The sequence below is a fragment of the Chryseobacterium sp. SN22 genome (assembly GCF_008329705.1).
Lineage (GTDB): Bacteria > Bacteroidota > Bacteroidia > Flavobacteriales > Weeksellaceae > Chryseobacterium.
Map to the genome: position 1 here is coordinate 110,235 of NZ_VTSX01000012.1, position 23,339 is coordinate 133,573.

Annotated in this window: 18 protein-coding genes; 2 read left to right on the top strand and 16 right to left on the bottom strand. The window is 39.0% G+C overall.

All coding sequences use genetic code 11. The annotated features are described in order from the left end of the window. Positions 1–2: 2 nt before the first annotated feature. From FY557_RS09895 to FY557_RS09905, 3 genes are all read right to left on the bottom strand, one after another. Positions 3–1,397, bottom strand: coding sequence for a glucoamylase family protein (locus FY557_RS09895; RefSeq protein WP_149247087.1), 1,395 nt, complete (start codon positions 1,395–1,397; stop codon positions 3–5). A gap of 104 nt (positions 1,398–1,501) precedes the next feature. Next, positions 1,502–2,965, bottom strand: coding sequence for a RagB/SusD family nutrient uptake outer membrane protein (locus FY557_RS09900; RefSeq protein WP_149247088.1), 1,464 nt, complete (start codon positions 2,963–2,965; stop codon positions 1,502–1,504). 16 nt (positions 2,966–2,981) lie between these two features. Next, positions 2,982–5,774 carry a SusC/RagA family TonB-linked outer membrane protein gene (locus FY557_RS09905; protein ID WP_149247089.1) on the bottom strand — a complete coding sequence of 931 codons (2,793 nt, stop codon included), beginning with the start codon at positions 5,772–5,774 and terminating at the stop codon, positions 2,982–2,984. 765 nt (positions 5,775–6,539) lie between these two features. On the opposite strand from FY557_RS09905, the gene FY557_RS09910 reads away from it, so the two are divergent. Next, entirely contained in the window at positions 6,540–7,214 is a 675-nt protein-coding gene (locus tag FY557_RS09910; protein ID WP_149247090.1) for a DUF4197 family protein, read from the top strand. Positions 7,215–7,251: 37 nt separating this feature from the next. Beyond that, a complete protein-coding gene (locus FY557_RS09915) occupies positions 7,252–7,557 on the top strand; it encodes a DUF493 family protein (protein ID WP_149247091.1) in 306 nt (101 codons plus the stop codon). Positions 7,558–7,608: 51 nt separating this feature from the next. Here FY557_RS09915 and FY557_RS09920 read toward each other — a convergent pair whose 3' ends face one another. The 13 genes from FY557_RS09920 to FY557_RS09980 form a co-directional block, all read right to left on the bottom strand. Continuing rightward, on the bottom strand, positions 7,609–7,959 hold the full coding sequence (locus FY557_RS09920) for an ArsC/Spx/MgsR family protein (protein WP_149247092.1): 351 nt from the start codon (positions 7,957–7,959) through the stop codon (positions 7,609–7,611). An 82-nt stretch (positions 7,960–8,041) separates the two neighbouring features. After that, complete coding sequence (locus tag FY557_RS09925) at positions 8,042–8,656, bottom strand: deoxynucleoside kinase (RefSeq protein ID WP_149247093.1); 615 nt, start codon at positions 8,654–8,656, stop codon at positions 8,042–8,044. Between the two features lie 36 nt (positions 8,657–8,692). Then, on the bottom strand, positions 8,693–9,673 hold the full coding sequence (locus tag FY557_RS09930; protein ID WP_149247094.1) for a hypothetical protein: 981 nt from the start codon (positions 9,671–9,673) through the stop codon (positions 8,693–8,695). 87 nt (positions 9,674–9,760) lie between these two features. After that, entirely contained in the window at positions 9,761–10,786 is a 1,026-nt protein-coding gene (locus FY557_RS09935; protein ID WP_149247095.1) for a glutaminyl-peptide cyclotransferase, read from the bottom strand. Between the two features lie 16 nt (positions 10,787–10,802). Continuing rightward, a complete protein-coding gene (locus tag FY557_RS09940; RefSeq protein ID WP_149247096.1) occupies positions 10,803–11,825 on the bottom strand; it encodes a glutaminyl-peptide cyclotransferase in 1,023 nt (340 codons plus the stop codon). 382 nt (positions 11,826–12,207) lie between these two features. After that, on the bottom strand, positions 12,208–12,885 hold the full coding sequence (locus FY557_RS09945) for a DUF2490 domain-containing protein (RefSeq protein WP_149247097.1): 678 nt from the start codon (positions 12,883–12,885) through the stop codon (positions 12,208–12,210). Positions 12,886–13,031: 146 nt separating this feature from the next. Then, on the bottom strand, positions 13,032–13,481 hold the full coding sequence (locus FY557_RS09950) for a VOC family protein (protein WP_149247098.1): 450 nt from the start codon (positions 13,479–13,481) through the stop codon (positions 13,032–13,034). 42 nt (positions 13,482–13,523) lie between these two features. Continuing rightward, the gene (locus FY557_RS09955; protein WP_149247099.1) at positions 13,524–13,895 is read right to left on the bottom strand and encodes a VOC family protein; all 372 of its coding nucleotides are present in this window, start codon (positions 13,893–13,895) and stop codon (positions 13,524–13,526) included. 24 nt (positions 13,896–13,919) lie between these two features. Further along, positions 13,920–14,390, bottom strand: coding sequence for a hypothetical protein (locus FY557_RS09960; protein WP_149247100.1), 471 nt, complete (start codon positions 14,388–14,390; stop codon positions 13,920–13,922). A gap of 96 nt (positions 14,391–14,486) precedes the next feature. Further along, positions 14,487–14,774, bottom strand: a complete 288-nt coding sequence (locus FY557_RS09965) for a hypothetical protein (RefSeq protein ID WP_149247101.1) — start codon at positions 14,772–14,774, stop codon at positions 14,487–14,489. 161 nt (positions 14,775–14,935) lie between these two features. Continuing rightward, positions 14,936–15,391 (bottom strand): DUF1569 domain-containing protein, encoded by a 456-nt coding sequence (locus FY557_RS09970; protein ID WP_149247102.1) that lies wholly within the window; start codon positions 15,389–15,391, stop codon positions 14,936–14,938. A 335-nt stretch (positions 15,392–15,726) separates the two neighbouring features. Further along, the gene (locus FY557_RS09975; protein WP_149247103.1) at positions 15,727–17,376 is read right to left on the bottom strand and encodes a hypothetical protein; all 1,650 of its coding nucleotides are present in this window, start codon (positions 17,374–17,376) and stop codon (positions 15,727–15,729) included. Positions 17,377–17,445: 69 nt separating this feature from the next. After that, positions 17,446–23,325 (bottom strand): alpha-2-macroglobulin family protein, encoded by a 5,880-nt coding sequence (locus FY557_RS09980; RefSeq protein ID WP_149247104.1) that lies wholly within the window; start codon positions 23,323–23,325, stop codon positions 17,446–17,448. Between the last annotated feature and the right edge of the window lie 14 nt (positions 23,326–23,339).

Below are 23,339 nucleotides of genomic sequence, written 5' to 3' on the forward strand. Positions count from 1 at the left end.
AATTAAAATCCATACTGTGTTGAATGGAAACCTAATTTGATGAGTCCCTGCTTAATATCCGGAGCGTTCATAAACAGCTGCCACAGGAACTGATTTTTATAATTTTCCACCATCGGGGCAATGGTTCCCTGGTCAATAGCGAGATACCTTGGAGTAACCCAGTTGTAATGGACGGAATAAGCATCATAAGGCCCGGCTACGCCCACATATTTATTGTAATTTTCATTATATAAGAACCTCAGCATATTCATACTTTCGGCAGGCGTGTACGGCATACTTGAAAGTGCCGCCGTAGGTGAGATTATGCCCAGATCATTATTCGGCTGATGCGCCGAATAGCCGGTAGAACCATCTGAATTTCTGGAATAACTTGCCGTAAGCCCCCAGCTTTTTGAATTGTACCCCTGCCATCCTTTGGGATTCGTAACACAATACTGGTACATGATTTTCGCGTGATTGGCCGTTGCATCGCCATAATTGACGTATTCATCCGATAAACCTCTCGGATCCAATCCTAAAAATGAATACTGTGACCAGAACATCGGACCAACCGTTCCATTGGCTCCGTTATGATTAACAATCAGAGGGTTTCCGTACTGGGATCCCGCGCTCTTAATGCCTCCGCTTCTTGCCCATCCCTGCTGGTAAACGGATTTATTGATGGAATAATTCGGTGAAGCAGCAGCCATTACGTAAGTCATCAGGGTTTCATCAAAACCTTTCAGTTGCATATTGATCTGGAAATTGTAGTTTGGAGACCAATGCCAGTACAAAACATTCTGACCCTGGGTATACCAGTTCCACTCTACGCCTTTCCAAAGTGCATCAGCTTTTTGGGAAAGCAATAGTTCCGAAGCATCGGAAGATGTTTTAAAATATTCCCTTACACAGATTAATCCCTGCGCCAGAAAAGCCGTCTCTACCAAATCCCCGCCGTTATCATACTGACTGAACGGAACCACCTGCCCATTCATCCCATTGATCCAGTGCGGCCAGGCTCCATGAAAACGACTGGCATTCTGCAGGAAATTGAGTGAAGTGGTAAGTCTTGAAACCGCTTCCGTTCTTGAAATATAACCATTTTTGATCCCTACGAGAATGGTCATCAATCCAAAGCCTGAACCTCCCGTCGTGACAATATTGGCATCCTGAGACGGATTATCGGTATGGTATCTTTCCCGCGCCAGTTTCGAATTGGTTTCTGCGTAGTCCCAGAAGTATTTCAAAGCATCTTTCTGAACCATTTCTACAAGCTGAGCATCTGAATAATTATTAGGTGTTTCGGTATTTCCATTATTCCCGCCCAGTGGTGTACCTGGTCCGGGTGATAAATCGTCGGATGAGCAACTGCTAATGATTAATCCTGATAGTACTATTGTTACAATTGTTTTTTTCATATTCAATTTGTAAAAAAAGGCCTATTTCTAGGCCTTTGAGATTATAATATTAATTGTCTTATTCTAGCTTGTTAAGCCTGTCATTATAGACACTTAATTATTTATTAATATCCAGAATTCTGTGTAGCTAATCCTTTTGCTTCAAGAATAAACTTATTTGGAACAGGGAAAACTTCATGAGTTCCAACTTTAAAAGTTTTTCCGTTCGCTGCCATAGCAGCTTGCGCCTGTCCCGTTCGAACCAAATCGAACCATCTATCATGCTCCATTGCCAATTCCAGTCTTCGCTCCTTATAAATTGCAGTTCTCATGTTTGCTTGTGTCGTTGCTGTAGTATTCGCAAGACCTGCGCGGTTTCGAACTTGATTTAAATAACTAGCAGCATTTGAAGTCTGTCCCAACTCATTCATCGCCTCAGCTTTCATCAACAGAACTTCAGAATATCTTAAATACCGGATATTGGCATCTGAATCACTGTCCCCCGTATAAGCAGAAGAATAAGCTTTATAATTATAATATGGATTTTCTACCGTTGCTGGCACTACTCTTCCATCATATAATGTGGAATTCCTAAAAATTATTGTAGCGTCTCTTCTTTCGGTATCTCCTTCCGCATTAAATGCATCAACTAAACTTTGAGAAGGCGTATTGAAACCCCATCCCCATCCTCCGGCGCCACGTGCACCTTGGATTTGGGAATATTGTTGAATACCAGGCTGACCAGCTCCTCCTTTACCTTGAATTTCAAATATAGATTCAGCATTATTTTCACCTGAAACTTTATAAATATCTTGGAAATTAGGCGTTAAAGAGTAACCAATAACCTGATCACAGTGATCGATAACTTGCTGCCATTTCTTTTCATAAAGAAATACTTTTGCAAGTAAAGCATGAGCTGCACCTTTCGATGCTCTACCTGCATTGCTTCCTGTATAGGCACTTTTATCAGGTAGTGCTGCAATCGCTGCCTGCAGATCACTTTCTATAAAAGCATAAATATCAGCTTTTGATCTTCTTGTAAAAACCATTGTACGATCTTCCTCTGAGTTTTCAAAAACTTTATCAACTAATGGTACATCACCATAACTTCTTACCAGTATAAAATATGAAAAAGCTCTTAAAAATTTAGCCTCACCTATTAGTCTATTTTTTAGAGAGGTATCTGCCTTATCTAATAACGGAATATATTTTAAAGCCTGATTGGCTCTGTTAATTGCCTGATAATGCCCTTCCCAGATTTCCTGAAATGACGGTGAAGTCGAAGAGAACGTTAAGGCATCCAAAACATCTTTATCAGAACCTGAATCACCCGGCGAAGACCCTTTATCTGCATCATCACTCGTAATACTGCTTACACCAACCCATGCAAAAGAACTTATATTCCAATCTAAATATTTTGCATAGACAGATGTTACAAAACTTTCAGCTCCTTGATTACTATTATACTCATTTAAAATATCTTGTAATGCAACTTGTTGAGTCGGTTCCGTATCAAGGTAATCATTACTACAACTCTGATTAATTAAAGTTAAAGATAATATGGATAATAATATAATATTTTTTTTCATGATAAATTCTTAATTATTAAAATTTAATATTGACGCCAAAAACAAATGAACGTAATGATGGATAAGCATCTAATTCTACACCAGTAAGACCATAAGGATCTCCGTTTCCATTCAATTCTGGACTAAATCCTGAAAACTTTTGGAAAATAAAGGGATTAATTGCACTAACGTAAAATCTTAATGAAGATATATATTCAACCGGTTTCTGTAAATTAAATCCTAATGTAATATTATTTATTCTAAAGAAATCACCGGATTCCAAGTAATATGTAGATGCAATCGGAACAGCGTTAAAAGGAGCAGGATTAGCAGCTCCTGTATTAGTAGGTGTCCAGAAGTTTGTAGCTATATCATATTCTATATTCTCGCCTGAAAAACGCTGAGCTTTTTTCCCATTATACACTTTGTGCCCAAATGCTCCAAAGCCATTAACTGCTAAGTCTATATTTTTATATCTTAGATCAATATTAAGCCCTAATGTAGATTTAGGAATATAAGAACCAAAGAATTTTCGGTCTTCTGCATCCTGAGATCCTGTTCTTCCATTCCCATTGGTATCAGCATAAGTAATATTTCCATTGGCGTCATAACCATTAGCTTCCCATAAATAGAAACTTCCTAATGGTTGACCAACAGCCTGTTCGCCAAAATATTTTGTCCACTGACCATTACCCAAGCTTCCTCCTTGCTTAATATTGACGTTGGAAAAAACTTTATCCAGATTATTTTTATTGTAAGAATAATTTGCGTTAACAGAATAACTGAAATCTTCACCTGCTTTATCCTGCCATCCTAAGCTAAATTCAACCCCTTTGTTAGATACTTGCCCTAAGTGAGAATATCCGGAGATCTCAATTCCTGAAGGAGATGGTGGCAGAGAAGCCAGAATAACATTTTTATTTATCTTATTGTAAACATCAACAGATCCACTAAGCCTCCTATTCAATAATACAAAGTCGATTCCTGCACTTGTTTCTTCAGTAATTTCCCAACCCAAATTAGGATCCAGCAACTGATTATTCGTTGTTCCGTTAGCATTTACAGCTCCTCCGAAAGAATAATTATAACTAGCACCGGAAGCCAGCGTCGGAACGTTTAAAGGTACATTTTGATTACCCAGTCTTCCCCAGCCACCTCGTAGTTTCAACATGTTGATAATGCTGCTGTCTTTTAAGAAACTTTCTTCAGAAATAATCCATCCGGCTCCAAATGACGGAAAGTTCCCCCATTTATTTCCCTCTGTAAACTGAGAAGATCCATCTCTCCTGATAGTTGCCGTTAATAAATATCTGTTTAACAATTTATACTGAGCTCTGGCAAAATAAGAAACCGTTCTGTTTTCATTAAAATCAATACTATTTAAATTAGTCAGACTACCATTTGCAAAATAATCAACACCATCTAAATTCCAATAGTTACTATTAACAGACAAATTTTGTCTAACCATAGAAATCCTATTAATTCCACTTCTATAACTAGTTTCAGTACCTAAAGTAGCTTCAATATCATGAATATCTGCAAAAGTTGTATTATATGTCAGGTAATTGGTTAATTGCCAGTTATAGTAGTCGTCCTTCTGATTAGTTAACTGATTATTAAAAGCAGGAGCAGACTGGCCTATTAACCGTACTCCATTGTCAAAATTATAACTCTTAAAATTATAATATTCTCCACTAAATTGAGAAGTAAATTTTAATCCTTTAAATAAATTTGCATCCAATTTTATACCTCCCTGCATTTGCATAGATTTCTGTTTTTCATTATTCAGCTCTAATTGTGCAAGAGGGTTACCTACATTATTGAATTGTGTATTACCTGTAGGCGAAGCAAATCCATCAGCACCTACAATTGGAACGCCATACTGGCCATCGGCAAAGCGCACGGGAACAATAGGTGACTGTTTATAAGCTGATGTAAATACACCAAGTGGTTTTGGAGTAATATTTGAAAATGCAACACTTAGATTTTGTGAAACAGTGATTCCTTTAGATATCTTAAATTCATTATTTGTTCTTACTGTCGCTCTATTATAATCTGTTCCTCTTAATATAGCCTTTTCATCATAATTATTTAAACTTAAAAAATATTTTGCTTTATCTGATGAACCTGATATGCTGATATTATGCTGATTATAAAGGCCGGTCCTAGTTACTGCTTTAAACCAATCAGTATTTACTGGTTGATCTTGAGAAAAAAGCGTTTTTTTTGAGGCTATATTATTATAGAGACTAAATAAATCACTTCCTGCCATTTTTACTTTACGTAAAGGCGTTCTTACTCCTACAAAGCCGTCATATTCCACCGTTACTCCTCTTCCTCTACCACTTTTGGTCGTAATGATAATTACACCATTAGCACCACGGTTACCGTAAATCGCTAAAGCAGAAGCATCTTTTAAAACATCATAACTTAATATGTCATTCGTATTGATATTATTAATATTATCTGCGAATATTCCATCTACAACATATAATGGAGCTCGGCTTCCTTCTACAGTCCCAAGACCTCTAATTAATATGGTTGGCGTTGAACCTGGCAAATCTGATGCGGTAACCTGAACACCGGCTACTTTACCCTGAATAGCTTGTGAAGCATTTAAAACTTTTGTTTTGGAAACCTCTTCTGCTTTCAAAGAACTAACTGCTGTAGTATTATCCACCGCCTTTCTGCTTCCATACCCAATCATCACCACCTCCTCAATCTTCTGCTCTTTCGCAACAGTATCTCTTGGCGTTGTTTGTGCATTCACATTCATCCCGAAGTAGAGTACGGCGATGAGACATGAATACTTTAAATCACGTTGTTTCATATAGTTTAAATTTATTCGTACAATCAATTTTTATGAAAAGGAATTTAGTCTTTTCATACTTTTTCTGATCACATTCTGCGTGTTCTCAAAAAAAGACATTAGCCAAAATTATAAAAATATATTCAACAATGTTAATTTCACTTAAAATTTTTATGATTTTATTAAATAAATAATTTATGAATTATTCAAGCTATACTCTTATGTTTTATTTATTTATGGATAATAATTCCACTTTTAATTATAATAAAACAACATAATCAATCAATGTACAAATTAATATTAATTAATATTTTTAGCTTATCATAATTATTGTTGTTATATTATTAACAATATGTATGTACTTATTGATAGATATGGTTACTAAAACGATAAATATTGTAATAATCTCTTTAAAGTTAAATACGATATCAAACAACATGGTACCCCTTAAATTCATTGAGTTTTCTGTTAATGAATTATAGTAGGATCACAAACATGGCATAAGACAATTTACTTAAAAAAGGCCGCTTCTAATGAAACAGCCTTTTTATTTTCATCATCGCCGGTGAAATAAGTATTTACTATTTATCTCACGACTGCCTGATGACTCTCCTGAATTTTTCCTGAATATATTTTTAAAGTATATACTTCTTTTATTAATCCGATTACAGAAATCTGTCCGCTGCTGTTTTTCAGATCCGTATTTCTTATAAAATTTGTTAAACCCAATCCACTATCTTAAATTTGGTTCATTATTTGAAAATAAATAAAGTTTAATCACTAACAATGAAAAAGTACATCATTGCTGCCGGTTTACTTATCGGAACCGGAGCTGTTATCAATACCACGGTGCAGTCCTGCACGACCCTGGCGACATCTGACCTGGGATTATCGATCATTAAGAGGCTGCTTCTGAACGGAATTGAAAAAGGAGCAAATGTTTACAGCAACCGGGATGCGTTTTTACAGAACAATATGGTTGATAAAGCCCTGCCAAAGCAGCTTAGGGAAATCAATACGATTCTGGAAAGAGTTGCCCCTTCGCTGGTGGCCAAGGAGCGGGCCTATATTGCTGATGCCGCAGCATATACCGTCAACATCTCAAAACCGATCTTAGTAGGTGCAGTCAATAGCCTGAATGCGCAGGATGTAACAAGAATCATCCAGGGAGAAAAAGGAACGGCGACGCTGATTTTGAAGGAAAAAACTTCCCAGCAACTGATTGCAGCCATCGCTCCGAAAGTAGACGAACAGCTAAATCAGTACGGGATTGTAAAAAGCATCAACACGGCCTTATCCGGAAGCAATTTCCTGGGCAGCCTTTTAGGGAGCAAAACAACCGTGAATTCCGGAGGACTGAGCCAGCTGGCTTCTGAGCAACTGGTAAACGGGATATTTAATATTATTGAAGATTATGAAATCCAGAACTCCAGCTCACTGTTAGGGGCCCTTGGAAAGTAAAAAATTTTCAGTATATTTATGGAGATATTAAAAGCAGATGGACATATTACAAGGAAATCAACATGCAAGCCCTGAGGACTTTTACCGTTCTTTAAGGGAGAAACTGGAAGATCATCACGATTTTCCGGAAGATTATTTATTTAAATTTATTATTCCTACCGACGAGGCTAAACTGACGGAGATCTATAAAGTATTTGACGGCATTAAGTTTACGCTCGGTAACCGAGAAAGCAAAAACGGCAAATATACCGCCTGTAACATCAATGCATTCGTGCTGGATGCAAATCAGGTCGTTCATATTTATCAGGAAGTCGCTAAGATAGAAGGCGTGATTCTATTGTAAAACAAAAAGTCAGCATTTCCGGCTGACTTTTTAGTTATATTCCGGTACTTATCACTTATCAATAAAGTATTTTACGTTTTCAACCGGTCTTCCCAACATCGCTACAGAACCTTTAATAATGATCGGCCTCTGGATCAGCGATGGATTTTCGGCCAGAATTTTGATCCATTCTTCTTCTGAAAGGTCTTTTCCGGCAAACTTTTCAAGATACAGCTTTTCATTTTTTCTGATGATATGAAAAACGTTTTGGTTCAGTTTTTTTAAAACCGTTTTAATTTCAAGCTCGCTCAGCGGATTTTCCACGATATTGATGATCTCGAAGGGAACCCCGTTTTCATCGAGATATTCCAGAACCGCATTTGATTTTGAGCAGTTTCCGTTGTGTAAAACTTTCACGACCATCTTTGTAATTGTATTTAAATGAATTTGTCTTAAAACGATAGCAGCAATTAACTTACCAAGATTACCTTATGGTAAAACTTTATTAAAACAAACCGTACAGTTCCGCTTCGATCTTTTCTAAAATAAATCCGAAATCTTCCGGCTTCTCCACAAAATCCAGATCATCCACTTCAATAATAAGCAGCTTGCCTTCGGTATAATTGGAAATCCATTTTTCGTACTTCTGGTTCAGCTTGGAAAGATATTCGATGCTGATCGACGCTTCGTATTCCCTTCCTCTTTTGTAGATCTTTTTTACCAGATTAGGGACATCGGATTTCAGATAAATCAAAAGATCCGGTGCAGAGACAAACGATTTCATCAGGTTGAAAACCGCTTCATAATTTTTAAAGTCACGGTCCGACAGCAGGTTCATATCGTTGAGGTTTTCTGCAAAGATATGGGCATCTTCATAAATCGTACGGTCCTGGATGATGTTTTTGCCGCTTTCCCTGATTTCTTTAACCTGTCGGAAACGGCTTCCGAGGAAATAAATCTGAAGCGCAAAGCTCCATTTGCTCATGTCTGCATAAAAATCTTCCAGATAAGGGTTATGGTCTACATCTTCAAACTGGGCATCCCACCCGTAATGCTTTGAAAGCATCGTCGTTAATGTAGTTTTCCCTGCTCCGATATTTCCTGTAACTGCAATATGCATATTCTCCTTAGTATATTTTAAATGTTGTCTGATCACTCACTGTACGCCGGCCTCCCGGATTTGCGAACTGTCCTCGATAAGCTTCTGCAGGGAACTTTCCGCAGGGTTTTTGCTTTCAATCTCCTGGGTTTTCTGTTCCAGCTTCTGCTCCGGACTGCTGGTTTCTGCAGGTTTTTCAGCGGATTTTTCCACATCCTGCTCCGCCGCTTTCGGCAGAGGATCCGGTTCACTTTGAAGCTTCTTTTCTTTTGCTTTTTCGAGGCTGTAAAGATACAGGTTGTTGGCTTTGATTTCAAAATAAGAAAGGGTATTTTTATCCACAATCTTTGCTTCGGAATCCCCGAAAATATTAACCATTTCTTTTTCCGGAATGTATTGTAAAACCGAATTATCTGTTATTACAAGAATATCTTCATTCTCTCTCCGGAAGCGTTTCCCGTTTTCTATCGGTGCTTCAAAGATTTTTTCAAATTTCAAAGTAAATACCCTCATGTGATTCCGGGTAAGAATATATACTTTGTTTTCATATACCAGGAGGTCCGTCATATCATCGAAGCTGGCATCGAAAGGATAGGAATTGATGGTATTGTCGTTCCTGAAATTGTACTGGATCAGGCGCTTGGTACTGTCGTCCAGGAGCCAGATCTGCTGCAGGTCTTCGGCATACGCCATTTTGATAAATCCGAACTTCTGCCTGAAATCTACCCGCTGGATTTCATTGAGATTCTGGTCTACGAATTTCATTTCCTGGGCATTCTCCGAAAACAACGGGACGCTCAGGGGATTCTGGACGGTCTGCACTTTATAAGGAACCGTAAGCATCATTTTCCCGATCTGCCTGCCTAAAGAGTCGTATTTTGCAAAGCTGAATTCTTTATTCTTATAGATATACAGATTTCCGTAATCATCAACAAGCATATCTTTCGCATCCTTCAGCTTCAGCGTGTCTAAAGGAAGAGCCTTCTGTGCCGTTACCGAACAGAAAAGCAGGACAAATATTAAATGGAGTATTTTCAAATTCTTTTACGATGATAGCGTTCCTTATGGGAACGCTACCAATTTACTATTTTTATTGAGTTCAACAGAAATTATACCTGATTTTAACTATTGAAACGCCACTTCATAAATCTTCGACCAGTTCTTCCCCGTTATAAGCATATTTTCTCCTTTAAAGGCAATCCCGTTAAGAACGTGTTCACTGTCGTCTTTCGTATATTCTTCCGTAATTTCTGTAAAATCAAATTTTCCGACCACTTCTCCCGTTGACGGATTAATTTTTAAAATATAAGGCTGATGCCAGACATTGGCGTAAATAAACCCTTTATGGTATTCCAGCTCATTGATCTGGTTGTAAATTGTTTTATTTCCGCCGACAGGCACTGTTCTTACGACCTTTGAAGGGTCATTGACATCCAGAAAGTAGAGGTCATTGGAACCCGAATCCGCAATAAGGTTCTTTCCGTCGTAGGTAAGCCCCCATCCTTCGCCGAATTCATTGGGTAAAGGAAATTCCGAGATTTTCTTTAAGGTATTTTTATCATATACAAAGCCGATCTTGTTCCGGTACGTCAGCTGGTAGATTTTATCCCCTGCTATGGCAATACCTTCGGAAAATATATCTTCCGGCTGTTTTTCAGTGGTCGTTGGCGCTGTACTACCCAGAGAATATCTGATCAGCTGTGAAGCCTTTTCCAGTCCGTCACTTTCATACACGGTATTGCCTTCCATCAGGAAACCTTCCACAAAATTTTCCGGGTTGTGAGGATATTCCGCCACGATTTTAAAGGGGATATTCTGCTCCGGTGTTTTGGAAAAAACATTGATCGTTGCATCCTGGGTTAAGGTTTCTCCGCCTTTGGTCCTGATATTGAAAGTCACTTCATTGTCCCCGAATTCAAAAAACTTCGGATCGACGGTCAAAGAAGAGGTTTCCTTATCACCGAAGCTGATGGAAATACTTTCGGCATTCTCCGTCACTTCTTCCGGAAGATTTAATTTGTCCCCGAAATGATAGCCTTTTTCTTCCATCGAATTGTTGTAATCCGCCAGGCTATCCAGGATTTTTTTATCGTTTTTACAGGAAACCAACAGCAGTAGTGTGGCAAAGCCCGTGATAAAACCTTTCTTCATTAAGAATATCAATTAGTTATTTGATGGCTACTTCGTAAATTTTTGACCAGTTTTTCCCGGTAACCAGCATATTATCTCCTTTGAAAGCAATTCCGTTCAGTACATCGTCGCTGCCTTTGGTATTCTGCTTGGCAATATCCGTAAAATCAAATGTTCCTACCACTTCCCCATTTGCCGGGTTGATTTTTAAAATAACCGGTTTCTGCCATACGTTGGCATAAATAAATCCGTTGTGGTATTCAAGCTCGTTCAGCTGATCGTAAGCCTGCGAGCTTCCGGCTACGGCAATATATTTTATCAGTTTGGAAGGATTTGCCGGATCCAGGAAATACAGCAGCTTGCTTCCGTCCGAAGCGATCAGGTGCTTGCCGTCGTACGTCAGTCCCCAGCCTTCACCCAATACATTCGGGTAAGGGAAATCAGATAGAAGTTTCAGGGAATTCTTATCATAGATATAGCCTTTCTTGCTCTGCCAGGTCAGTTGATATACTTTGTCGCCTATGATCGTGCTTCCTTCGGAAAAATCTTCCTGTGCCTGTTTCGTGGAGGCTAAAGGCGTCGTGGTTCCAAGGGTGTATTTTAAGATCTGTGAAGAACCGTTCTGTCCGTCACTTTCATAGATCGTATTGCCTTCCACCTGGAATCCCTGTACGAAATTTTTGGGATCGTGCGGATATTCCGTTATGATTTCGTAATTGATTTTCTGTTCGGGATTCTTTGCAAAAACGTTGATGGTTGCGTCCTGGGTTAAGGTTTCGCCGCCTTTGGTTTTAATATTAAAGGTTACTGCATTGTCGCCCAGGGTGAAATAGTTCGGATCAATGGTCAGGCTGGAGGTCTCCTTATCGCCGAAGCTGATGGAAATGCTTTCCGCATCTTCCGTCACCTCCTTAGGCAAAGTCAGTTTATCGCCGAAATGGTAGCCTTTTTCCATCATCGAATTGTTGTAGTCGACCAGTGAATCGAGTACTTTTTTATCGTCCTTGCATGAAGCCAACATCAAAACCGCCAGACATCCTATTAAAATATTTTTTTTCATTGAATTTCTAAATAATTTCCCCAAAATTAGCAAAATTTATCCCTCCAAGCTAATTTCATCGTCGGGTTCACCAAATTGTACTGATCGCGGTTATAATTGAAGTCAAAAACATTCCTGTTCCCCAGCTGAAAAAGACAGATTCTGTTCGATTTGATCTGGATTGCGTCTATTAAAAAGAGTCTAAAAAACTGTTTATCCGCTTTTATCTATAGGTTGATCCTATTTTTAATTATTTTCTATTGTAAATTTTCATATCCCACTCAAGAATATTTTAATAAAAAACAGACTCCTGGGGTTTTATATTAAAAGGAAAGACTTCAGCATCCAGCTTCCCTATTCCAGCCTATCAATCTGGTTTCTCTGCAGGTACACGTTATTGTACTTAATCTTTCGTAAACGGGATGTTATTGTAGAAGCCGATCTGGATCTGGCCGCGGTTTTTATTTTCCTGGATCTGGTTCATGTAGCCGGCTTCGATCCTCATATTTTTGTTAATGACATACCCTAATGCGCCATACACCCTGTTCCGGTCGAAAACCGGGCTGTCCAGATGAAGGAAAATTTCATTATACACCGATGCGTAGAACGTCTTAGGCAGCATTTCCTTATTGTTAATCGGAATATTCAGATTTAAATAATACCTGAACCTCATCCTGAAATCGTCCTCCATGATTCGTTCTTCCAGGCGATAACGGTGCTGGATATTGAACCTTCCGAATTTCTGTTTGGTAATGTACTGCTGAAAGATCCGATGCTCAATATTTTCCGTTTTTTCGCCGTTTACGTAAGGCTTGCTTAAGATAAAGCCATATCCTACCAAAACATTATTGTTGTTCTCGGTCAGGTCATACCCGATGCCGGTACGGACCAGCAACTGTTCCAGGTCTCCGACGGCATCAAAATTCCGGTATTGGATTTCGTTGTGGAAGTTTAGTTTTTTACTGATTTTATTGTTTCCAAAATACATATACCATGCGCCAAGATCATTTTTCTGTGCCTGCAAAACTGTTGCCGCCACCGTAAAAAGTCCCAAAACCGTTTTTTTAACCGTATTCCTCATTGTTTATTATTCATATCTATCGTTACCAACAAATTTAATAATTTAAATCAATAACAACAACCATAATGATTTGCATGCCAGAATGGATACAATGGGATTAAAAAATAAAACTGAAAATCCCGTCAGTTTAGGAATATACCTTTAGATTAAGGATGTTGCTGCATTTTTGAAGGATCATCATAATTGACCATCCAGTTAATGCCGAACTGATCGGTAAACATTCCGAAATAGGCACCCCAGAAGGTTTCCGAGAGCGGCATGGTTATTCTACCGCCTGCTGAAAGTCCGTTAAACAGACGGTCTGCTTCTTCTTTTGATTCCGCATTGATAGAAATGGAAAAATTATTTCCCATAACAAGGTGGGCAGCGTGATCACATCCTGCATCGCTTCCCATCAGGATGGTTTCCTGTGAAATCGGAAGGGTAACGTGCATAATTTTGTCCCGGTCTTCTTTTTTCACTTCCTGGCTTTCCGCCGGAGGCATTTCCCCGAAAGTTCCGATATAAGGATATTCGCCGCCGAAAACCGATTTGTAGAAATCGAAAGCTTCCCGGCAGTTTCCGTTGAAGGTAAGGTAGACATTTACTGTTGCCATAAGATGATTTGTTTTAAGGTTTAGATAAAGTTTAGTTTATCGTTAACGGTGCTGATCGATCAGGATCATGTTTCCGTCCGGGTCTTTGAGGTAAATATGTTCAGCGCCGGAAGTGGTTTCGTCCGCGTCTTTTAACAGTTCGATCCCCTGTTCTTTTAATTTTTTCTGAATATCGCGGACATCATCAAAAACTTCAATGTTCCGGGCATTCTGGTCCCAGCCGGGATTGAAAGTTAGCATATTGCCATCAAACATCGCCTGGAAAAGACCGATGATGTGATCTCCGTTTTTCATGATGAGATAATTCTGCTCCATCGCGCCGCCCATTTCGCTGAACCCTAATTTTTCATAAAAGTCTTTCGATTTCTGAAGGTCTTTTACACTTAAACTGATTGAAAATGCTCCTAATTTCATGCTGCTGTTCAATTTATTATTTAACTACCGGTTTTTAATCCATGTTTTGAAGTCCATGGTTCCGTCATAGCTTTTCCAGTCGCCGGTAAGTTCGATCTCCTGATTTTCTACCTTTTCGGTATCTTTATTCCAACGGAAGGTATAGACGAACTTTCCTTTGAAAATCCCGGAATGCTTTCCCTTGTTTTCTTCCGCCAGCTCATATTCTCCGAAAACAATCCCTTTTTTACGGGTATCTTTATATTTGGTAATGGTAAATTTCCCTTCAAATTTTGCATAGACTTTGTCCACAAGCGTATAGCCCGAAACGAAATATTCCTGGTCGTTTTTCCTGTTCTGCTCGGAAATATCGATTTTCAGTTTGATTTCCTGATCCTGATTACCGATAGTGCCGGTGTAGGCTTTGCTGTTGTTCAGCCACACGTTGGAAATATCCGGCATCTGCGCGAAGGTAAGTCCTGAAAGAAGGACAAAAAGTAATAAAAGTTTTTTCATAATCGATTGTTTTTATTTAAATACCACTTTGGAAATATCTTTCGGAACAAAGTTCGCCCACCAGACCTCGAAGTCCAGCGTCCCCTGATAGCTTTTCTATTTTCCTTTGAAAGTAACAGTAGCCCGGCTGTCCTTCGTTATGAGTCTGGCCATCTGCATCCTTGCTTTCCCGGTAAAGATCCCGGAATGTTTGCCGGAACCCCATTCCTTCATGATAAAATCGGCAAATACCAGCATCTCATCCGGCGCATGGTTTACATTAAATCTCCGGGTGAAGGTAATTTCCCCTGAAAAATCGGATTTTGCACCTGCCGCTTCAGAATATCCCGAAACTAAATACTGTTCAGGCTTATCGGGATTTTTGACGGCCTTTTCAATCTGCAATTTAATTTCCGCTTTTTCCGTGGAAATCTCACCATAAAAAGGCGTTTTGCCGTTCAGTAAAAAAAACTGAAATCCTCATTTTTTAACGGAAATTCCTTTACTTGTGCGAAAGAAAGCGAAAAGGCAAAAACTGTGGGAAATAATAGCATCAGTTTGTCATATCAAACACCGAATTGGGCAAGGTGATGATTGAGGTGCTTGGCAAACATATTGTTCCATTCCCCGGCCTTTAGTTTTCCGAAAGAAAAAGATTCCTTACCGTCGAAAGCCGATGTACCCAGCTGCTGGGTTTTCTGGATGAATCCGATCAGCCTCTTCTTTTCTTCGTTAAAATTTTTACGGTCCGAAATAATAAACTGCGGGGCCGTCGGCCCGTTCTGCGTGTACGCTTTCTCGCCGACTACTTTGGGCTTTACGAAATTTTTCAGGATGAATTTTGCGATAGCTCCCGGTTTCTTGTGTTTTTCGGGTTCATAGACCATCTCGTACGATACGTTGCAGTGGGCCAGCATCTGATCTACCGTCATTTTCCCCCACAGTCCCTGAGTTTCCGGGGTAAGCCTGTTAATCCTTTCAATGTAATGTTGAGCATCTTTTGCGTCAAAAACGTTTTCCATAGTTTTATCTGAATGTTGAAAGACAAATATATCAGTTTTTCCATACAGAATCTACATGAAATTAATTTTGTTTTTTGAATTGATATTTGGGATTGAAAGGCTGAAAGAAAGATGCCGGATGCTGGACGTTTCCTCCGCTCAATATCATAACCGATTAAGATCTTATGAAAACCAGGCTCCGTTTTTTTATCCTCCTCGCTCCGTAGGAGCAATACCGGCTCAGGATGACATTGCCCATTTCTATTGATATTTAAATATTATATTTACACCGAACCCACATTATTATAAGATCCGTTAGATGACTATTCTATTGATGCACTGCCGGAAAAAACACTTTAAGAAAGTCCGGCTTTCTTTAAAACTTTTTTTGAAAACCGGTGTGATCCGAAACCGTAGTATTTTTTAGCAAAAGAATCTTCCAGTTGGCCGGCATCGTATTTCGAAGCCAGGAAGTCGGCCAGTACTTCTTCGTCATCTTCCGTACTGTTCCATTCATTCCGGGATCTCACCGCCATCAGAAACTTATTTTTATTGGTTAAATATAATTTTTCAGCATACAGGTTAATGACAGAAGTCGGCGTGTTGCTGTCCATAACGTCAAGCATTTTTTTGTAGTCTTTTTCATAGTCCAGAATGCCAAAATACAGATCCGACGTTTGCGGATAACTGAAAAAAGAGTTTTTAAGGAGACCCAGCATCCTGCTCCTGAACTTTTTGAATTCCTCTGCATCAGCCTCGTTTTCCGCAATGAAAATATAGTCTTCCAGGGAAAGTGTTTCCCAGAATCTTTTCCTTTTGATGTGAGCCAGGTCTGCAGGGCTGCCCTCTTCAAGATATATTTTTTCCAGGATCGCATAATACGGCGGGTCATACCTTTCATTTGAATTGGAATCAATAATCATCTTACAGACTTTCTCGGCTTGCTTACGATCGGTTTTCAGGAGTTCTCCGATTACCTTCAGGTTATAGGAATTCTGGTATTTTTCAATCTGAAAGTAGCTTTGTAATTCGGTAAAAAAGCCGTTCTCGGCAATAATTTCCAACAGATTCTCCTTAGCGGAAGTTCTCAGTTCGAAACCGGTTTTCTCCCAAATTTTGATCTCTCCTCTTACCAATCCGGCAATGTACATTTTCTGTTCCGGGCTTCCGGAATAGTACAGTTCTTTGATAAAATTGTAGAAAGCGAACGAAACGGAATCATTACATCTCAAAAAGGTATACCAGTTTTCGGCAGCGAGTTCCTTCCACAGGTCAATATCTTTTATTGTATTCATATGGGCAACAAAACGTTCTTTTAATTTTTTCTGAAAATTATCCATCCTTACGCCCGAAAATAAGATTTTAATCTTATAGTTGGAAATTTCATCACTCAGCCATAAATATTTTTTGATGCTTTCCTTTTTGTCCGGATTCTGCAGGAGATACTGCTCTACCGGCTCAATCGCTTTTGTAAGAAGATCAACCAGCTTTTTAACTTCCGGCGCAGTAAGGCTTTTTCTTTTTCCTGCTACCGAGGCAACGGTATTTTTAATAAGCTCCGAGATTTCGGCTTCCGAGAAGTCTTTTTTCTTCTGCCCGAAACTGAGCATGAACTGCATCTCCGCGTCTTTATTCTTTTTGAAGAATTCCAGCAGCCAGGTCTTCAGTTCCTCCGAATTCAGATCTTCCATTGCCAGTTCCGCTTCAGAGATTTTCTTTTTCGTACCTTTCGGTGAATTTGTCTTGCCGGTTTTATTTTCTGCCATAAAAAGCCCTATGGCCAGAACATGCAGGCAAAAATCCTTACTGCCGCACTCACAGGAATATCCGGTAATTTCAGATTCCGGATTTAATACCAGACCTACATCATAAGACACTGTTTCTTCATCTATAAAACAGACAAAACGGTTCTTTTCAATTTCTTCAAATTCCCTTATGCTGAATTTTTTCGCTTTATTAATTTTCTGTTTGGAAAACTGATTTTGCAGGTCCGATAGGTTGTACATCTGATTTTTTTCCAAAGATAAAAACGGCTCCTTAAAAAGAAGCCGTTTTCTGATAAAGATTATTTTTCATTATTCCGAAATGGTTACGTTTTCGCCTTTCGTATGCGCATTCATCTGCGGTGCGTAATAATTCTGGATGGTGGTAATTCCGTTGGAGAACTTTCCGGAGGCATTGGCGACCAGGTCATATTCAAATACATATTTCCCTTTCGGCATCCGTTCGATGTAGAAATTCGTGGAGGCATCTTTGGTCGACTGATAATAGCCTAAACTGTTTTTCCACTGATATCCCGAAAGCACATCCACCGGCTCGAACCCTGCGGCTCTCATATCCCTGATGTGGATGAACTCCATCGGACGGTCGGTATTCAGGATCATCCTAACCGTTATTCTATCCCCTACTTTAAGTGGAGTTTCCGTTGCTATCTTCTGAAGCTCTTCCCCATTGACGGTTTTGATCTTTCTATACAGTTCTTTTGTGACCGACAGGTACGTTTCAGAAGATCTTATTTTATCCAGGTCTTCGTAATACTGCCAGAAAATTCCGCCCTGAACAATTCCGGGACCCGGTTTGGTAACGGTAACTGCTGCCAGGCCTTTATCCAGAACGTCCGATTTTACGGTTGATTTCACATATCCTGTGGCTTCGGTTTCCGAATTAAGCTCTTTCCCGCCCCAGACAATGGTTGCTTTATCACTTTCTACTCCCGTCCAGGACTTCCCTGAATTCAAAATCGTAAAGATTACTTCTGCCGTTCCTCTGGAGCTGCCCCAGGAATTGACTTCCTTTTGGGTAATCAGCCAGATTTTCATTTCTTCGATAAATTTCTGATCGTCCGGTTTCAGTTTGTTAAAGGCTTCCAAAGCGCCTGCATGGTTCACCACTTTCGAGCTGAACCAGCCCCAATCATCCAGGTTCTGTTTCCAGTATACGCCCTGGGTCTTCGATGATACGCAAGTTTCTTTCAGGTAATGCATCAGTTTATCGGAAAGATCTTTCAGACCGTAATCATTCATCAGCAATGCTGCGCGGTGCAGTCCGAAGAAAGTGAAGTCCGTAAGCTTTGTCGTTTTTGCCGTCTGCTTTACCAGAGATTTCAGGGTGGCCCCTTTACCTTTCAGCGGATATTCTTTTTCCCAGTAATTTCTTGCGTCAAGATAATCCAGGGTCCAATTAGTCCAGACATTTTTATCTTTCGGATCAGTGTATTTACCGATTTCTCCGTCAATGTATCCGATCAACTCCGTAATGACTTCTTTCTGATCGGAATTCTGATAGTCTTTTACATTGTCTTTTAGCCATGCATTGATTCGGCCTAAGCTTTTCAGAATATAGACCGAAGTGCTGTAAGATGCAGGATAGCCGGGATACCACGAGAAGCTACCGTCCGGGTTCTGCAGTTTTTTCAGATCTCCCCAATCCTGAGTGATGGAATTTTTCATGGTGTTGGCATCAAACAGCAGGGCCAGTTTCTGCATCTGCTCTTCTTCATTTTTGCTTTCCAATACCCAAGGGGTTTCTTCAAGCAGCAGCTGCTTCAGCTCCTGATTTTTCTCGAGGTTCGATTTTAAGAGTCCCTTATCCCGATATTGTTCAAATATGGTTTTCATTTTCGGATTGGCCCTGAAGATCTCTGAAGCCAGCACATCGGCAAACCATTTATTGAAGACCACATCTGCTGAACTGTTAGGATCATTTTTAAGGCTCGGAAGCGCAAACATGATTTCCCAGACCGGATTGGTTGTCAGTTCAAGGGTATTGGATACATTGGTTATGGTTCTGGAGTCCTGATTTTTGAGGTTTTCCAGCTCAAAAGTTTTGGTTTCCCCTTCTTTTACAAATACCGGAACGGCATCCGTTACCAGTATTCTGTTGGGAAGGACGGCCACCGCCTGCTGCTCGCCATCCGAATATTTTCCGGCTTTGGCCACCACTTTTAAAATAACGGAGGAAACATTTTGCGGAACTTTAATCTTCCAGCCCACCACGGAATTTCCATTGGCATCCAGTGAAAAAGCCTGTTCTTTATTATATCCTGGAACAGCCGTAAGCGTACTCAGCCCGAATTTCTCCGAAATATCTTCATTGGTAAAAGCATCCAGGATCTGTAGTCCGGCATAGCCGTTTAATTTCTTATCGGTAAGGTTCGATAATTTCGACTGAAGGTTCAGCTCATCCCCTTCTCTTAAGAACCTCGGATAATTAGGCGTTACCGAAAACTCTTTCTGCGTTACCACTTCTTTTTCCAACGTAGCCGCTCTAGCATCTTTCGTATGCGCGAGGAACATCAGCTTCCATTTGGTAAGCGCTTCAGGAGAGGTAAACTCGAAGCTAACGTTGCCTTCGGAATCAGTCCTCAGCTCCGGGTAGAAGAAGGCGGTTTCGTTGAGGTTCTGGCGGACCGGGATTTTTTTTATTGAATCTTCTGTATCTGATGCTTTGTCCTCAGCAACAACTTTCGAAGCTGTTACCGCAACTTCCTTTTTAGTTCTATAACCAGCTATTGCAACTTCTTCAATATTTTTACTTACGGCACTGTCTGCCATAGGAGCAGGACTTGCAAAACCACGAATTTTTATCCCGGATGCTCTACCCTGCAGCATGGCCAAACTATTTCTATCAAACCAGTTAAACTGAGGAACCTCGACATAATTTCCATTGAAGAATTTTATTCTTTTCTGATAATATTTTGTTGAAAGATTATCCCTGATATCATACGTGGTTACCAATGAGTTAGGACTGTACAATTTTTCCCAGGTAAAACTATTGGCTGCAAACTGATCTAGTGACAGATCATACATATTAGCCAGAACCTCAGCATTGATTTTTTCTTTATCATTCCCTGAAACTTTTACCGACCATTTCTCTTTTACATTAGGTTCAAGTTTATCTCTGAATGTGGTTGTTTCAATTTTCAACGGCTGTTCGGAATCCTTAATTTTTAAATTTACCGTTGCCGTCTGAATATCGTTGTATGCCACTATCTGAAACTGAAGCTTCACTGCGGATACCGCTTTATCTTTGGGAATATCAACCGTATATTCCAGCTTACCATTTTTCATATTCTGAATGTCGTAAACGGTTTTTCCGGAGCCATCCTGTATAAAGATATTCACAGGAGCATTTAAAACTGCAGAATACACGTAGACTTTGGTTTTTTCTCCTCGTAAAAATTCTGTTTTCGGCTGTAAAGCAGTAAGAAATGTTTTCTGACTAGGCTTAAGGCTGTTTTTATCCCAGACACTGAAATATTGAGCGGTTCTAATGGTATCGTGTCCTTCGATATTATACAATTCAAGCCGATAATCTCCTGCATCCAATTTTCCTAAATCCAATGATTCTTGATCGCGCTCTACATTATTCAATATAACGGAAGAGATTTTCCAGTTTTTCATTTCATCATTTTGATCAAAAAGATCATGGGGGAATCTTTCAATAGATTCTTCTTTTGAAAATATAGGAAGGCTCTGTACCGCATCTTTAAAATTACCCCTGAAAATCCTGTCCGGAGCCCGCAGCTTTAAAAGCTCTACACGATAAGATTTTTTTAAATTCTGTTCATTATAATTTTTGGTTTCAACTTTTAGCTTGATATTTTCGTCAGAAAAAACATCTTTTATTTCATCTGCCTTTATGTAGTGGGAAACTGAAGCAACTTTCAACTGCGTTTCTGCAGACTGTGTTTCACCGTTTATATCCGTAACGGAGGCACTTATTTCATAATTGTCAATCTGAATACCTTCAAGCTGTTCATCTTTTTTAAGTTCCAGACGAATGATAAACTCACCTTTTTCATTGGTTTTAGTTTCTCCCAGAATAGAATTTTCATTATCATTACCCTGCGGATACCACCGGAAATATCTCCAGCGGATATTACGTTTTTTAATTTCATAGCTCACATTCGTGTTATTTAAAGCAATCCCTGAAAATGTTGTTGCCTTACCTTTCAGTTCAATGGTCTGACCATATTTATATTCTTCTCCTACAGGCTCAAAATTTACTTCAAACTTAGGCCTTTTATATTCTTCCACACGAAACCCTTTGAATGTAGGCATTTTTCCGTCCGTACTGAGATAAAACTCGCCATTTAAACTGCCTTTAGGAAGTACGAAGCTTCCGTGATAGGAACCGAACTCACCGGTGATAAAATTCTGTGAAGACACTTCTTTACCATTAGCATCCCCTAAAATAATTTTCTGCTTTAGTCCTGCATCTGCAGACTCTACCTCTTTGTTGATTTCTGTATTAATTACTTTAAAATAAACAGTCTGTCCGGGTCTGTAAATGGCTCTGTCCGTAAAAATCTGTGTTTTCGTACGCATTTCATTACCCGTAACGAAATTATCAGTATAATTATTTCCATACACCTCCATGATCTGGAAATCATTTGTTTCCGGCTGCTGAATCAGGAATATTCTGCAGTATTTTTTATCGGATGAAGCCGGAAACCTGAAGATTCCCTGATGATCAGTTTTACCCGTATTTTTAATGATACCGGAACTTTCTGAAAATTCATAAAACACAAGTTTTTCATTGGCTGAAGGGATACCGTTTTCACTGCTGACTAATTTCAGTTCGTTTGCTGAAAAATTTCCTTCAACTTTATTTTTATAAATGATTTTATGATCAGATACTAAAAAATAAAAATTTTGGTTTTTGTCATTTGTTCCATCACCAATTAAATATTCAGCTACATAGATTCCTGACGGAAGCGGTTGTATCTCAAGGGATGTTGCGTGCAACTGATAATCTTTAGGATCCGGAATCTGATACGTTTCTTTTCTGAACAATTCTTTTTTCATCTTTCCGGACATTTCAGAGTAAGGATTTCTTGAATACTGCAGAAACGACTTGAAATCATCATTTACCTTATATATGTTCACAGAAAAACTTTTAAGATTCTTATATTCTGCAACAAAATGAATGGGTTTATTGCTCTGGGTCTGTTGTTCGTATTTAATGTTTAAAGAAGTCTGTCTGATCTGCTCTTCCTTATTTTTAATATTTTCAATAAAAGACGATTGCGGATACTGGGATTTGGCTTTTGCCGCAATTTCAAGTGCTGCTTTTTCCTGTTTTTTAGCCAGCAATTCATTCATGATATCATCTATTATAAGTACCTTATAGTCGCCTTGGATATCAGAATCCAAAAGACCGTAAAGTTGCTGAAGCTTATTCTTGCAATCATCATAATTACAATTCTTCTGCAGCTTCTGATGCATAAAATACAGCTTGGCATTACCATTATTCTGTGCAATTAATTCAATGAAAATATTATCTATCTGTCTATGATTATCCACCAACTCATTTTTAGTAAAAAGCCCATTATCAGATAGGAAATTAACTTTTTTAAGTGCATACCAGTCCTTCAGCGTTTGAAAAAAAGATATAGATTTGGTATTGGTAAAGAGTGGCTGATAAGGTAGCAAAGCTATTTTATTCATTTCAGCTTTTTGCTGATCAAGTTCTTTAAAACTTTTGCTGATGTAATTTTTAAAGTCGAGTTTGCTCCAAGTTTCAATTTGTGTAAGATCCTGTGAATTTATATTGGTCCTTCCATTGATCTTCCAGCTGTTACGGTTGTAATAATCTATGATAAAACCATTAGTCAAAACTTTGTAAATGATTTTTTCATTACCTTTTAATTTCTTTTCAATATCTGTTATTTTACTGAAGAATTCTGAAGCAGTATTATTTTGCTCATCGTCCATAGTTTGGTTCAAGATGGTGAATTCTGCTTTTAAAGAACGGATGAGCTGAAGCGTATTATTATCTTTCATGGCTTGATTTTGAATATCCAGAATGAAGGGAAGATTAGATTTAACAGTTCCTTTTTTACTGTTTTCCTCAATTTTTTTCCACTGTCCGTCATAGTATTTCTGGGCAAATGCGCCTGAGCAGGACAGCAGCAGAAGCGAAATCAGAAAAATCTTGGAAAATCTTTTCATATGCGTTATTTTTG

Excerpts from the sequence above, each read along its gene's own strand:
- FY557_RS09895 (WP_149247087.1), bottom strand. The coding sequence starts at position 1,397 with ATGAAAAAAACAATTGTAACAATAGTACTATCAGGATTAATCATTAGC.
- FY557_RS09900 (WP_149247088.1), bottom strand. The coding sequence starts at position 2,965 with ATGAAAAAAAATATTATATTATTATCCATATTATCTTTAACTTTAATT.
- FY557_RS09905 (WP_149247089.1), bottom strand. The coding sequence starts at position 5,774 with ATGAAACAACGTGATTTAAAGTATTCATGTCTCATCGCCGTACTCTAC.
- FY557_RS09910 (WP_149247090.1), top strand. The coding sequence starts at position 6,540 with ATGAAAAAGTACATCATTGCTGCCGGTTTACTTATCGGAACCGGAGCT.
- FY557_RS09915 (WP_149247091.1), top strand. The coding sequence starts at position 7,252 with ATGGACATATTACAAGGAAATCAACATGCAAGCCCTGAGGACTTTTAC.
- FY557_RS09920 (WP_149247092.1), bottom strand. The coding sequence starts at position 7,959 with ATGGTCGTGAAAGTTTTACACAACGGAAACTGCTCAAAATCAAATGCG.
- FY557_RS09925 (WP_149247093.1), bottom strand. The coding sequence starts at position 8,656 with ATGCATATTGCAGTTACAGGAAATATCGGAGCAGGGAAAACTACATTA.
- FY557_RS09935 (WP_149247095.1), bottom strand. The coding sequence starts at position 10,786 with ATGAAGAAAGGTTTTATCACGGGCTTTGCCACACTACTGCTGTTGGTT.
- FY557_RS09940 (WP_149247096.1), bottom strand. The coding sequence starts at position 11,825 with ATGAAAAAAAATATTTTAATAGGATGTCTGGCGGTTTTGATGTTGGCT.
- FY557_RS09945 (WP_149247097.1), bottom strand. The coding sequence starts at position 12,885 with ATGAGGAATACGGTTAAAAAAACGGTTTTGGGACTTTTTACGGTGGCG.
- FY557_RS09950 (WP_149247098.1), bottom strand. The coding sequence starts at position 13,481 with ATGGCAACAGTAAATGTCTACCTTACCTTCAACGGAAACTGCCGGGAA.
- FY557_RS09955 (WP_149247099.1), bottom strand. The coding sequence starts at position 13,895 with ATGAAATTAGGAGCATTTTCAATCAGTTTAAGTGTAAAAGACCTTCAG.
- FY557_RS09960 (WP_149247100.1), bottom strand. The coding sequence starts at position 14,390 with ATGAAAAAACTTTTATTACTTTTTGTCCTTCTTTCAGGACTTACCTTC.
- FY557_RS09970 (WP_149247102.1), bottom strand. The coding sequence starts at position 15,391 with ATGGAAAACGTTTTTGACGCAAAAGATGCTCAACATTACATTGAAAGG.
- FY557_RS09975 (WP_149247103.1), bottom strand. The coding sequence starts at position 17,376 with ATGTACAACCTATCGGACCTGCAAAATCAGTTTTCCAAACAGAAAATT.
- FY557_RS09980 (WP_149247104.1), bottom strand. The coding sequence starts at position 23,325 with ATGAAAAGATTTTCCAAGATTTTTCTGATTTCGCTTCTGCTGCTGTCC.